The sequence below is a fragment of the Spirillospora sp. CA-108201 genome (genome assembly GCF_050936235.1).
Taxonomy (GTDB): domain Bacteria; phylum Actinomycetota; class Actinomycetes; order Streptosporangiales; family Streptosporangiaceae; genus Spirillospora.
This window is the reverse complement of sequence record NZ_JBNJNE010000001.1, coordinates 5,717,727-5,730,256: the sequence shown is the minus strand read 5'-3', so window position 1 is coordinate 5,730,256 and position 12,530 is coordinate 5,717,727. Positions and strand designations below refer to the sequence as shown.

Sequence of the window (12,530 nt, the reverse complement as noted above, 5' to 3'; positions counted from 1 at the left end):
CAGGACGAGTGAGCGCCCTATTCCGGTTCCCGGCCGTGTCCGGACATCCGGATCCTCCGGACTCCTTCCGTGAACGCGATCGGCCCCTCCGGCTGATCACCAGAGACGAGAGGAGTCTCGATGAGACACGGAGGCTGGAGCCGGGCGCTGCTCGGCGCGGTCCTCGCGGCCGGGGTGCTCGCGGCGCCCCCGGCGCACGCATCACCCCCCGCGCCCGCGGGTTCGGGCGGGCTCGCCCCCGGCCGCTCCTGGAAGGTGACGCTGCTGACCGGGGACGTGGTCAGGGTGCGGACGGTCAAGGGCCGTCCGCCCCTGGTCGCGGTGACCCCCGCGCCCGGACGCGGCGCCCACCTGTTCCGCACGGTCATCCGCCCGGACGGGCACGTCGTGGTGACCCCGCTGGACGTCGCCGGCCTGGTCGGGCGGGTGATCGATCCCGGGCTGTTCGACGTCACGCACCTGATCTCCGAGGGCTGCGACGACGCCCGCAGCGCCGACGTGCCGCTGATCGTGCGGCGCGCCGCCGGTGCGCGGGGGCTCGCGGCGGCCGGCGGCGGGACGCTCCGCGAGGGGGCGGCCCTGCCCAGCATCGGGGCCGTCGCGGCGCGGCAGCCGAAGAAGGACGCGCGGAGACTCGGCGCCGCGCTCGCCGCGATGAACGGCCCGTCGGCGAAGTCGGCGGGCGGCATCACGCACGTGTGGCTGGACGGGAAGGTCAGGTCTACCGCCCTTTCAGCCGCTCCCCGGACCGGGGTGACGCGGGCCGCCGCTCCGGCCGCGCGGCTCGACGGGAACCTGCGGCGGATCGGCGCGCCCAGGGCGTGGAAGGCCGGGCTCACGGGCGCGGGCGCGAAGGTCGCGGTGCTCGACACCGGCGCGGACGCGACGCACCCCGACCTGAAGGGCCGGATCGCCGCGTCGGCGAACTTCTCCGGCTCCCCGGACACCGGCGACAGGTTCGGACACGGTACCCACGTCGCCGCGACGATCGCGGGCACCGGCGCGGCGGCGAAGGGCGAGCGCACCGGCGTCGCGCCGGGCGCGAGCCTGCTGGTCGGGAAGGTCCTGGACGACGACGGCTGGGGCACCGATTCGGCGCTCATCGCGGGCATGGAGTGGGCGGCGCCGCGCGCGAAGGTCGTCAACATGAGCCTCGGCGGCGGCTACACCGACGGCACCGACCCGGTCTCCCAGGCGCTGAACGGGCTCAGTGACCGGTACGGCACGCTCTTCGTCGTCGCGGCGGGCAACGACGGCGCGATCGGCGCGGTCAACGCCCCCGGGACGGCGGACGCCGCGCTCACCGTCGGCGCCGTCGACGGCCGCGACCGCCTCGCCGGCTTCTCCAGCCGCGGCCCCCGCATGGGCCGGTACGCCGCGAAGCCGGAGATCGTCGCACCGGGCGTCGACATCGTGGCGGCGCGTGCGAAGGGCACCGGGATGGGCACGCCCCTCGGGCCGCTGTACACGCGGGCGTCGGGAACCTCGATGGCCACCCCGCACGTCGCGGGCGCGGCCGCGCTGCTCGCCGCGAAGCACCCGGACTGGACGCCCGAGCGGCTCAAGGCCGCGCTCACCGGGACCGCCGGCCCCGCGAAGGGCGGCGACGTCTACGAGCGCGGCGACGGGCGCCTGGACGCGGGCGCCGCCGCGACGGCGCCCGTCCTGCCCGCGCAGGGCGTCGTCGACCTCGGGACGTCCGCGTACCCGGACTACGGGGCCCTGTCCGCGAAGCTCGGCTGGACGTCCCAGGCGTCCGGGACCGTCCGGCTGGCGCTCAGCGTGAAGGTCGCGGACCGGGAGGGCCGCGAGACGCCCGGCGCGGCGAGCCTGTCCGCCCCGGCGGTGGACGTCCCCGCGGGCGGCGCGGCCTCGGCCGCGCTGCGGATCGACGCGTCCAGGCTGGCCGCGCACCCGGGCCTGCACAGCGCCGAGGTGACGGCGACGGGCGGCGGCGCCGTCGTCCACACGGCGGTGACGTTCTACGTCGAGCCCCCGTCGCACACCCTCACCGTGAAGGCGGAGCCGCTGCCCGGCACCGGCGCGGACGACTTCTCCTCCACGGCCGACGTGGTCGACCTGGACGACATCGCGCTGTTCGCCGAGACGATCGAGGTCACCACGGAGGGCACCAGGCTTCGCGTGCCCGAGGGGCGCTACTCGGTGCTCGGCACGGTCGACGACACGAAGAGCGGCTCCAGCTGGAGTTCGGCGCTCGCCGGTACACCGGAGGTGCTCGTCGACCGCGACATGACGGTCACGCTGGACGGCCCGGCGGCCAAGCCCGTCAAGGCGAGCGTCGAGGGCGCGTCCACGACGATGACGACGGCGAGCGCGTCCGCCGTGCGGAGCACGCGGCAGGGGATGTGGACGATCGGCGTCTACTCCGACGACCCCGCCGCCGCTCCCGTGTTCGCGCAGCCGATGGGCGGCGCGAAGACCGGCCGGTTCCGCGCGTACACCGGCCACCGGCTGACCGCGCCCGGCGCCGTCTACGACCTGATTCACCCGCTCGGCGGGGAGATCCCGGCCGACCCGTCGCACACCGTCGGCGCCGCCGAGAAGGCGCGGATGGCCCGCGTCGACCAGCGGTTCGCGGCGTTCGACGGCGACACGTCCAAGCCCGTCACCGAGAAGCGCTACGGAACCTCGCCGGAGGGGCTGCTGCTGGCCGGGCTCGACGCGCTCAGCGTCGCGCCGTCCGGGACGACCCGCACCGACTACGTCTCGACGGGCAAGGGGATGCTCTGGGCCGACGAGGCGTTCCCGAAGGCCGTCGCGGACGGCGAGTGGGTCGACCAGCTCCCCTTCCGCCAGCTGCGTCCCGGGCAGCGGATCGCGCACACGTGGGGGCGGCAGCCGCTGCGGCCCGGCCCCTACTCCGGCACGGCGGTCGCGCTCAGCGGCTGCACGCCGTCCCCGACCGCCCGCACGCGCGGCCACCTGCACGTGCACCTGGTCGACCTCCAGGCCCGGACGGACGGGTTCGACTGCGGCGTGGAGGGCGTCACCGGCGAACTCGCGCTGTTCTCCGGCGGCCGCAGGATCGGCGGGGCGGACGGACCGGTCGGCGACTTCGACGTCCCGGCGGGCCCCGCGGCCTACCGGCTGACCTACGACAACGACGCGTCCAAGCTGCTGCCGGTGTCGGTCCGCACCTCGACGGCCTGGACGTTCCGCTCGTCCGCGCCGTCCGGTACGGCGAGCGCGAACGCTCCGCTGCTGACCGTCGACTACGACCTCGGGCTCGACCTGCGCAACCGGCCGGCGGGCGGCCCCGCCGTGTTCACGGTCGTGCGGGTCGCGGGCTCGGGCCAGGCCGAGGTCACCGGGCTGCGGTTCTGGACGTCCGCGGACGACGGCGCGACCTGGCAGGCCGTCCAGGTGACGCCCCTCGGCGGCGGGCGGTTCAGCGCGCCGCTCCCGGCTCCGGTCGAGGGCCAGGCCGTGTCGCTGCGCGTCAGCGCGAGGGACGCGGGCGGAAGCGGTGTCGACCAGCGCGTCATCCGCGCCTACCGCGTCCGGTAGCCGCGCCGCGAAAGCGGTGAGGGCCTCCGGGTGATACGTCAGTGAACGCCGTCCGCACCACGGAAAGGCAGCACATGACAGGGGAGCCCCTCACCGCAGACCCGCCCCGGGACGGGGGCCCGGGGCGGGCCGACCACTCGGCCGTCCTGCGGATGTCCCTGCACGACCCCGAACGGTTCGGCGAGATCTTCGACGCCTACTTCGCCGAGATCCACGGGTACGCCGCCAGGCGGCTCGGCCCGGACGCCGGGTCCGACGCCGCCGCGCAGACCTTTCTGGAGGCGTTCCGCGCGCGGGAGCGCTACGACGCGTCCCGCGCCGCCGTCCGGACCTGGCTCTACGGCATCGCGACCAACGTCGTCGGCAGGCACCGGCGCGGCGAGGTGCGCGGGCTGCGGGCCCGCGCCCGGCTCGGCCCCGCCGAGGACGAGGGCGGGCACGCGGACCGGGTGGACGCCCGGGTCAGCGCGCAGGGCCTGCGCGGCGCGCTGGCCGGAGCGCTCGCCGGGCTCCCCGCGGGCGAGCGGGACGTGCTGCTGCTCGTCGCGCTCGCCGACCTCACCCACGAGGAGGTCGCGGCCGCCCTGGACATCCCGTACGGGACGGTCGGGTCGCGGCTCAGCCGGGCCAGGAAGAGGGTGCGCGCCTCGCTGGGCGGCGCCGACCCGACGCGTGATCTGGAGGACGACCATGGATGAGCTGCGCGCGATCCGCGAGGCGTACGGGGAGCCCGCCCCGCCGACGCTCCGGGAGAGGACCGTGGCCCGGGCCCGGATGTTCGAGGAGCCGGCGCCCCGCCGCGTCCGGGTCGGGTGGCGGTTCAGGGCAGGGCTCGGCGTGGTCGCCTCCGGCGCGGCCGTGGCGATCGCCGTGACCGTGACGGGATCGGGCTCGCCCGCCCCGCCCTCGCCGCCCCTGGACCTCGGCAGGCAGGCCGTGCTCGCGGCGGCGGAGAAGGCCGCCGCGCAGCCGACCGGCAGGTACTGGTTCTCCGACCAGATCCAGGGCCAGTCGTACATCATGCGGCCGGAGACCGGCACGTACGCGATCGTCGGCGCGCACGGCGAGACGTTCTCCTGGGCGGCGGCCGAGCAGGGGGGAGGCGAGGCCTTCTACGGCCGTGACCTGCCCGCCAGGCCGCTCACGAAGCGGGACGCGGCCGCGTGGCGGCGGGCGGGCTCCCCGAAGGAGTTCAGGGTCTGGTCGAACGACCACTACTGGACCTACGGCCGGAAGGTGACGAAGTGGGAGGTGGACGACCCCGACGACAAGGGCGGCGGCACGTTCTTCGTCCGGGGGGAGGGGCTGACGGTCGGGGAGATCCAGAACCTTCCCGCGGACCCGGCCGCCCTGGCCAGGCGGTTCTACAGGCCGGGCCCGCCGAAGGGCCGGGCCCCCGTCAGGCCGCTCGACCGGGTGATGGACGCGGGCGCCAAGCTCCAGGTGACCGCGGACCTGCTGGAGAACGCGCCGCTGCCGCCCCGGGTGCGCGCGGGGCTGATGCGGGCGCTGGCCGCCCAGCCCGGCGTCCGGTCGCTCGGCGCCGCCACCGACCCGCTCGGACGGACCGGCGTCGCGCTGGCCGTCGACAACCCGGTGTCGAAGGTGGACGGGGAGTTCGGCGCGCCCGCGCAGGAGCAGGGGGAGTACCGGTCGCGGTCGGAGCTCGTCTTCGACCGGGAGACCGGTGAGCTGCTCGCCGAGCAGGACGTGCTGACCGGACCCGGCGGAGCGTACCGGGAGCAGCCCCCCGGCTTCGTGATCAACTACTGGGTCGTCCGGGACACGGGGTGGACGGACGCCGTGCCCGAGCCGCCCGCGAAGCCGCCGTTCTGAGCCGCCGTTCTGAGCCGCGTTTCCGACCGGGGACCGTGAACGCCCTCCGCCCGTCTTCCGGGCGGAGGGCGTCCGCGCGTGAAGGGTGATCGGGGGATCGGTTGAGAGCCGGGTGACCGAGCACTCCCCCCGACGACGAGGATCACCTCATGGCCCACCACCACCCGCCGGATCGCGGGTCCCGGTCCGGTGCGGAGCCGGACGCGCCCGGCTCCGACGCCTCGGACGCGGCGGCGATCGTCCGGTCGCGGCGCGAGCCCGCCGCGTTCGCGGAGATCTTCCACCGCCACTTCCCCGCGATCCACGGGTACGCGGCGCGGCGCCTCGGCGTCGACGCGGCGGACGACATCGCCGCCGAGACCTTCCTCGCCGCGTTCAACAAGCGCGGCCGGTTCGATCCCGACCGCGGGACGGTCCGCCCGTGGCTGTACGGGATCGCGACCCGGCTGATCGGCCTGCACCGGCGCACGGAGGGCCGCCGCTACCGGGCACTGGCGCGCACGCCCGCCGAGCACGTCCAGGACGGCCACGAGGACCGGGTCACGGCGCGCGTCACGGCGGGCGGCGCGGGGGCGGACCTCGCCGACGCGCTGGCCCGGCTGCCGCGCGGGGACCGGGACGTCCTGCTGCTGGTGGCGCTGGCCGACCTGACCTACGAGGAGGTCGGGCAGGCGCTCGGCCTCAAGACGGGCACCGTCGCGTCCCGCCTGCACCGTGCCCGGCGCCGCCTGAGGGAGTCGCTCGGCGGAACCAATCCCGCGCTGATCGTTGAGGAGACGCCCGCGTGAACGAGATCGACATGAACGAGACGGCCCGGGTGCGGCGGCTTCTGGGCGAACCGCCGCCCCCCACGGCGGAGGCGTCGGCGCGGGCGCTGGCCAGGCTGGAGCGGGCGATGGCGCCGGGCGGGAGGCGCGTCCGCCCGTCCGGGGCGGGGCGGCGGCGCTTCGGCCGGCCGTTCCAGTTGGGCGCGGGGCTCGTCGCGGCCGGGGCGGCGGCGGCCGTCGCCGTCGTGGTCACCGGGCAGGGCTCCCCGGGTTCGTCTCCGGGCGCGCCGCCCGGTTCCGTCGACCTGGGCCGGGAGGCGGTGCTCGTGGCGGCGGACAAGGCCGCCGAGCAGCCGACCGGCGACTACTGGTCCGCCGAGACGCTCAGCGGTCAGGCCTACGTGGTGCGGGCGAGGACCGGAACCTACGCGATCTTCGGTGCGCACGACGAGACGTTCAACTGGGCCGGCGCGAGGAAGGGCATGGGCGAGGCGTACTACTACCGGGAGCTCCCGGCGCGCCCGCAGACCCCGCAGGACGAGGCGCTGTGGCGCAGGGCCGGGTCGCCGTCGGCCATCCGCGTCTGGTCCAACGACCACTACTTCACCTACAGCACCAAGGCGACGAAGTGGCGGTCGGAAGGCCCCGAGGTCGGCATCGACCCGAAGGGGGGCGGGACGTTCCTGGACAAGTCGGTCGAGGAGCTGCGGAGCCTGCCGACCGACCCGGCCAGGCTCGCCGCGATGTTCCTGGACGACGGCGCGATGGAGCGGGGGGCCGGACTCGACCCGAAGCGGGCGAAGGCGGGGGCGCTGCAGGCGGAGCCCGGGCAGATGGCCACCCTCAAGATCATGCGGGCCTCGGCGCTCCTCGGCACCCCGATCCCGCCGAAGGTGCGGTCGGGGCTGATGAAGGCGCTGGCCGCCCAGCCGGGCGTCCACGCGGCCGGCCGCGTCACCGACCCGCTGGGCCGCCGGGGCGTCGCGCTGGCGTCCGGCGACCGCGCCGTCACGGTCACCGGGGAGTACGGCACGCCGAAGGACGAGCAGGGGACCTACCGCGCCCGCCAGACGATCGTCTTCGACGAGCGCACCGGCGCGCTGCTGTCCCGGCAGGACGTGCTGACCCGGCCGGGCGGCCCGTACGCGCAGATGAAGCCGGGCTTCGTCATCGAGTACCAGGCGGTCCGCTCGGCGGGGTGGACCGACGCCAAGCCGAAGCCGCCCGTGAAGCTGCCCTTCTGATCCGCCTCCGGCCGGATCCCGCCGCAGGCCCCCCGTCCGCTACCGGGCGGGGGGCCTGCGGGCCTCCAGGCCGTCGAGGACGCAGGCGAGCCCGAACGCGAAGCGGCCCTCCAGGACGTCGCCGGTCTCCCTCATCCAGATCTCGCGGATGTGGGACGCGAGCCCGGGGCGCTCCTCGTCCAGCCGGCCCAGGTAGGGGCCGAGATCGGCGATCCACTCGGCGGCGGACGTGCCGGGCTGGGCGCGCTGCCAGCTCGCCTCGCTCCCGGCCGCGCCGATGACGTAGTCGACCACCGCCGACCAGGCGTACTCGAGGTCGAAGCCGGTGAACCCGGCGGAGCCGAACGCGGCGAGCACCTCGTCCAGGACGCGGGTCGCGTTCGGGCCGATCATCGGGCGGCTGCCGAACAGCGTCACCGTCCACGGGTGCCGGTTGATCATCGCGCGGAGGCTGCGCGCGTACCCCGTCGCGGCGGTCCGCCAGCCGTCCCCGGACGGGACGGCCACCTCGGCCATGACCCGGTCGAGGGCGAGCTCCAGCAGTTCGTCCTTGTTCGCGACGTGCCAGTACACCGAGGTCGCGCCCGCGTTCAGGCGGGTGCCGAGGCGGCGCATGCTGAGGCCGTCCAGGCCCTCGGCGTCGAGCAGGTCGAGAGCGGCGTCGACGATCTGCGTCCGGCCGAGGGCGGGCTGGGCGCGCCGCGCGCGCTCCGGCCGCACCCAGACGGACGGCGCCCTGCTCTCCTCGGCCATCGCCATGTCCTCCCTTGCTCTCGTACAGGGTACCGGGGCTTGAACACTGTACGAGTCAAGTCGTACAGTGTGCGAGTTATCTCGAACGCTGTACGAGAACCTTGGGAGTGATCATGAATAGGCCCCCCGCCCCGCATCCGCGGCGCTGGCAGATCCTCGGCGTGCTGTGCCTCAGCCTGTTCGTCGTCGTGGTCGACAACACGATCCTCAACGTGGCGATCCCGTCCCTGCTGCGGGACCTCGACGCCACCACGTCCGACGTCCAGTGGGTGATCGACGCCTACTCGCTGGTCTTCGCCGGCCTGCTGATCACGGCGGGCAGCCTCGGCGACCGGCACGGGCGCCGCCGCGCGATGCTCGCCGGCTTCGCCCTGTTCGGCGCCGGGTCCCTGCTCGCCGCCTTCGCCGAGAGCCCCGCCCAGCTGGTCGCGATGCGGGCGCTGATGGGCGTCGGGGGCGCGTTCCTCATGCCGGGAACGCTGTCGATCATGGCGCAGGTGTTCGGGCCGGACGAGCGCGCCAAGGCGTTCGCCATCTGGGGTGCGACGTCCATGCTCGGGCTCGCCGCCGGTCCGACGCTCGGCGGGTTCCTGCTGGAGCACTTCTGGTGGGGCTCGGTCTTCCTGGTGAACGTGCCCGTCGCCCTGGCCGCCGTCGCCGGGCTGCTGGCCCTCGTCCCCGAGTCGCGCGGGCCGCGCCGCCGCCCGGACGTGCCCGGCGCCGTGCTGTCCACGACGGGCATGTCGGCGCTGGTGTGGGCGGTCATCTCCGGCCCGGCGCACGGCTGGACCGGCGCCCGCACGCTCGGCGGCCTCGCGGCCGGCGCCGCCGCGCTCGCCCTGTTCGCCGCGTGGCAGCACCGCAACCCCGAGCCGATGCTCGACCTGCGCCTGCTGCGCGACCGCGACTTCTCCGGCGCCGCCGCCATGATCGCGCTGTTCGGGTTCGCGCTGGCCGGGATGCTGTTCGCCCTGACCCAGCTCCTCCAGTTCGTGCACGGCTACGGCCCGCTCAGGGCCGGGCTCGCGCTGCTGCCGGTCGCCGTCTCCGCCGGCCTCGGCAACGGCCTCGGCGCGTCGCTGGAGTCGCGGTTCGGCGCCCGTCCCGCCCTCGTCGCCGGATTCTCCGTCGTCGCGGCCGGATTCCTGGCCCTCGGGCTGACCGGACCGGACGACGGCTACGCCGCGCTCGCGGTCGGCCTCACGGTCCTCGGCTTCGGCGCCGGGCTCGGCATGCCGCCGGCCTACAGCACGCTCATGGCCGCCGTCCCGCCCGAGGAGGCCGGGGTCGGCTCGGCGGTGAACGACGCGGGCCAGGAACTCGGCAGCGCGCTCGGCGTCGCCGTCCTCGGCAGCGTCGTCTCCGCCGCCTACGCCCGCGACCTGCCCGCCGCCGCGCCCGCGGCGGCGCGCCACTCGCTGGGCGAGGCCCTGGCGCTCGGCGACCCCGGCCTCGCCCATGCCGCGCGCGACGCCTTCGCCCACGCGGTGTCGGCCGCCTCGTTCGCCGCGTGCGGCGCGATGCTGGCCGCCGCCCTGTTCGCCGCGTTCGCCGTGCGCGCCCGCCGCCCCGCGCCCGCCGGCGCGCCCGCCGCGGCGGAGGTCGCCGAGCGGGGGTGAAAGCGATCCGGGGATCGAGCGGAGGAGAAGTGACGACCATTCCCCGGAGGTGCCCATGCCGGACCCCACGCAAGGGGCGGCCGAGACCCTTCCTCGCCGTGTTCCGCCGCCGCGCCGCCTTCGACCCCTCGCGCGGGTCCGTCCGGCCCTGGCTGTTCGGGATCGCGACCAACCTGATCGCCCAGCACCGCCGCGCCGAGACCCGCCGCTACCGGGCGCTCGCCCAGGTCGGGGCCGACCGCGATCCCGGCGGCCACGACGACCGCGTCGCGGCCTCGGTGTCGGCCGAAGTCACGGGGGCGGTCGTCCTGTCGACCGGGACCGCCCCGCGCGCGCCCGACCCCGGCCACGGGCCCGCCGCGGTGCGCCCGATGTCGGCCAGGACCGTGCTGCTCACCGCCGCCGAGCACGCCGAAGCGGCACCGGCCGCCGGCGAGTACTGGCACGTCCTGAGCGTGCAGTCGCGCGCCTTCCACAACGAGCGGGGGGGCTACTGGACACTCGGGCGGCAGCTGATCGGGCAGTGGAGCCGCCCGGACGGCCGGTCCTGGACGGGCTACCGGGGGCTCGGCGCCGTGCCCATGTCCGCCGAGGACGCGCCCGCCTTCCGGCGCGACGGGTCGCCCGACCCGAACCCGATCTCCCCCGTGCTCGACAGGGACACCGGGACCAAGACCTTCCTCGTCTGCGACCGGGAGATGACGTTCAAGCAGGTCCAGGCGCTGCCCGCCGACCCCGGCAAGCTGCGGGGCGCTCTGCGGCGGGCGATCCCGCGCGACCACCCCACCGCGGGCCGGACCGCGGACGAGGTCGTGAAGAACTGCGCGACCGACCTGCTCAGCTACGTTCCCGCACCGCCGAAGGTGCGCGCCGCCGCCTACCGGATGCTCGCCGCCATGCCCGGGGTCACCGCCATGCCCGGGGTCACCGCCATGGGCGAGGTCGCCGACGAGCGCGGACGCACCGGGGTCGGGCTGCGCGTGCGGGTCCTGCGCGGCGTCGCCGACACCGTGATCATCGACCCGGGCTCCTCGCTCGTGCTGAGCACGTCGCGCACCGTGCCGGGCGTCCCCGGCAAGGTCGACAAGGTGCTGTACCTGGAGGCCGGCTGGACCGACGGCGGCCCGAGGATCCCCGCCCTCCCCTGATCGCGCCCGGCGAGCGTCGTGGCGCGGCGCCCGCGCGGGCGAGGACGCCGCGCCACGACTCAGCGGAGCAGGTCGGACGGGGCGGTCCCCGTTCCGGTGAGCGGCAGGCCGAGCGCGACCCGCTCGGCCAGCCAGGTGCTCGGACGGTAGCGGGGGTCGCCGGTGGAGGCGTGCAGGCCGCGCAGGACGGCGAGGACGCGCCCGGCGCCCGCGTCGTCGCCCCACTCCAGCGGCCCGCGCGGGTAGCCGAGGCCGAGCCGGACGCCGGTGTCGATGTCCTCCGGCCCGGCGAGCCGCTGCTCGGCGATGCCGCAGCCCACGTTCACGATCGAGGCGAGCAGCCGCTGGGCCACGGGGGCGGGCGCGTCGCGCACGACGGTCATGGCGCGCCCGGTGGCGGCGAGGGCGGCGAGCCCGGCGCGGCCGGCGTCCCTGTCGACGCCCGGATGGACGGAAACGGCGAGACGGGTGAAGAACCCGCCGAACGGGTCGACGCCCAAGGTGCGCTCCAGCGGAAGCCCCGCGGCCGCGTCGACGGTGCTCTGCCCCAACGGCGCGACCAGCACGACGGCCTGGTCCGACGGCTCGTCCCCGGACTCCACCTGAACCCCTGCCGTGGACAGCAGCGCGCCCAGTTCCTCGCGCACGTCGGGGTGCACCCACACAGGACGCGGTTCCACTGCCGAGACCGTCGCCTCGGCCGGTTCCTGCTTGGCGCCGTCGACGTACTTGTAGAAACCCTCACCCGTCTTACGTCCCAGCAGACCGGCTTCCAGGCGCGCCCTGCCGATCCTGGACGGACGGAACCGCGGCTCGGTGTAGAAGCCCGTCCAGATGGACTCCATCACCGGGTGCGAAACGTCCATCCCGGTCAGGTCGAGCAGCTCGCACGGCCCCATCTTCAGCCCGAGGACGTCCCGCGCGATGCGGTCGACGTCGACGGGCTCGGCGACGCCCTCGGAGAGGATCTGCAACGCCTCCGTCACCAGGCCGCGCCCGGCGTGGTTGACGAGGAAGCCGGGCGCGTCCGGCGCGAGCACGGGAGTGTGGCCGAGACGCCTCACCAGATCGGCGAGCGCCTCCGGGATCCAGCCGGCCGTGCGCGCCCCCGGAATCACCTCGACGAGCTTCATCAGCGGCACCGGGTTGAAGAAGTGCAGCCCCGCCAGCCTGGACGGGTCGTCCAGCGCGGCGGCGATGGCCGTCACCGGCAGCGAACTGGTGTTGGTCGCGAGGACCGTGTGCTCCGGGCAGACCTTCTCCAGCGACCTGAACAGCTCCCGCTTGGCGTCCATGTCCTCCCGGACGGCCTCCACGACGAGATCGCAGTCCTGGAACGGGGTGAGCGGCTCGCCGACCGGCCTGAGCCGCCCCTTCGCCGCCTCCGCGTCGGCCGCCGTCATGCGCCCCTTCGCGACGAGCCTGTCGAACACGGCCCCGACGTACTCCGCCGCCTCCATCACGGCCCGCGTCCGGATGTCGGCCAGCTCCACCGTCAGCCCGCCCGCCGCGGCGACCTGCGCGATCCCGCGCCCCATCGCCCCGGCCCCGATCACCCGGATCGTCGTCGCCCGGCCCGCCCACTGCTCCACGTCGCCTCCCGCACTCGCCCGGCCCTCTGGCCCACGTCCCGGT

General features: G+C 75.7%; 9 protein-coding genes. 7 read left to right on the top strand and 2 right to left on the bottom strand.

Features of this window, described 5'->3' with window-relative positions; all coding sequences use genetic code 11:
- Positions 1–120 precede the first annotated feature (120 nt).
- The 5 genes from ACQEU6_RS27605 to ACQEU6_RS27585 all read left to right on the top strand — a co-directional run bounded on the left by ACQEU6_RS27605 (position 121) and on the right by ACQEU6_RS27585 (position 7,375).
- Positions 121–3,528, top strand: a complete 3,408-nt coding sequence (locus tag ACQEU6_RS27605; protein WP_499335964.1) for a S8 family serine peptidase — start codon at positions 121–123, stop codon at positions 3,526–3,528.
- A 74-nt stretch (positions 3,529–3,602) separates the two neighbouring features.
- The gene (locus ACQEU6_RS27600; RefSeq protein ID WP_499335963.1) at positions 3,603–4,226 is read left to right on the top strand and encodes an RNA polymerase sigma factor; all 624 of its coding nucleotides are present in this window, start codon (positions 3,603–3,605) and stop codon (positions 4,224–4,226) included.
- Positions 4,219–5,364, top strand: a complete 1,146-nt coding sequence (locus tag ACQEU6_RS27595; protein ID WP_499335962.1) for a CU044_5270 family protein — start codon at positions 4,219–4,221, stop codon at positions 5,362–5,364. The genes ACQEU6_RS27600 and ACQEU6_RS27595 overlap by 8 nt, the downstream gene beginning before the upstream one ends.
- Positions 5,365–5,513: 149 nt before the next feature.
- Entirely contained in the window at positions 5,514–6,152 is a 639-nt protein-coding gene (locus ACQEU6_RS27590) for an RNA polymerase sigma factor (protein ID WP_499335961.1), read from the top strand.
- Positions 6,149–7,375: a CU044_5270 family protein gene (locus ACQEU6_RS27585; RefSeq protein ID WP_499335960.1), complete on the top strand. Its 1,227-nt coding sequence runs from the start codon at positions 6,149–6,151 to the stop codon at positions 7,373–7,375. The genes ACQEU6_RS27590 and ACQEU6_RS27585 overlap by 4 nt, the downstream gene beginning before the upstream one ends.
- Positions 7,376–7,414: 39 nt before the next feature.
- On the opposite strand, the gene ACQEU6_RS27580 is transcribed toward ACQEU6_RS27585, so the two are convergent.
- Positions 7,415–8,134, bottom strand: a complete 720-nt coding sequence (locus ACQEU6_RS27580) for a TetR/AcrR family transcriptional regulator C-terminal domain-containing protein (RefSeq protein ID WP_499335959.1) — start codon at positions 8,132–8,134, stop codon at positions 7,415–7,417.
- Positions 8,135–8,241: 107 nt separating this feature from the next.
- Here ACQEU6_RS27580 and ACQEU6_RS27575 point away from each other — a divergent pair, with 107 nt between their 5' ends.
- Both ACQEU6_RS27575 and ACQEU6_RS27570 read left to right on the top strand, forming a co-directional pair.
- Positions 8,242–9,747 carry an MFS transporter gene (locus ACQEU6_RS27575; protein ID WP_499335958.1) on the top strand — a complete coding sequence of 502 codons (1,506 nt, stop codon included), beginning with the start codon at positions 8,242–8,244 and terminating at the stop codon, positions 9,745–9,747.
- Positions 9,748–9,845: 98 nt separating this feature from the next.
- Positions 9,846–10,895: a hypothetical protein gene (locus tag ACQEU6_RS27570; protein WP_499335957.1), complete on the top strand. Its 1,050-nt coding sequence runs from the start codon at positions 9,846–9,848 to the stop codon at positions 10,893–10,895.
- A 59-nt stretch (positions 10,896–10,954) separates the two neighbouring features.
- Here ACQEU6_RS27570 and ACQEU6_RS27565 read toward each other — a convergent pair whose 3' ends face one another.
- The gene (locus tag ACQEU6_RS27565; protein WP_499335956.1) at positions 10,955–12,487 is read right to left on the bottom strand and encodes a 3-hydroxyacyl-CoA dehydrogenase; all 1,533 of its coding nucleotides are present in this window, start codon (positions 12,485–12,487) and stop codon (positions 10,955–10,957) included.
- Between the last annotated feature and the right edge of the window lie 43 nt (positions 12,488–12,530).

Excerpts from the sequence above, each read along its gene's own strand:
- ACQEU6_RS27575 (WP_499335958.1), top strand. The coding sequence starts at position 8,242 with ATGAATAGGCCCCCCGCCCCGCATCCGCGGCGCTGGCAGATCCTCGGC.
- ACQEU6_RS27605 (WP_499335964.1), top strand. The coding sequence starts at position 121 with ATGAGACACGGAGGCTGGAGCCGGGCGCTGCTCGGCGCGGTCCTCGCG.
- ACQEU6_RS27600 (WP_499335963.1), top strand. The coding sequence starts at position 3,603 with ATGACAGGGGAGCCCCTCACCGCAGACCCGCCCCGGGACGGGGGCCCG.
- ACQEU6_RS27580 (WP_499335959.1), bottom strand. The coding sequence starts at position 8,134 with ATGGCGATGGCCGAGGAGAGCAGGGCGCCGTCCGTCTGGGTGCGGCCG.
- ACQEU6_RS27590 (WP_499335961.1), top strand. The coding sequence starts at position 5,514 with ATGGCCCACCACCACCCGCCGGATCGCGGGTCCCGGTCCGGTGCGGAG.
- ACQEU6_RS27595 (WP_499335962.1), top strand. The coding sequence starts at position 4,219 with ATGGATGAGCTGCGCGCGATCCGCGAGGCGTACGGGGAGCCCGCCCCG.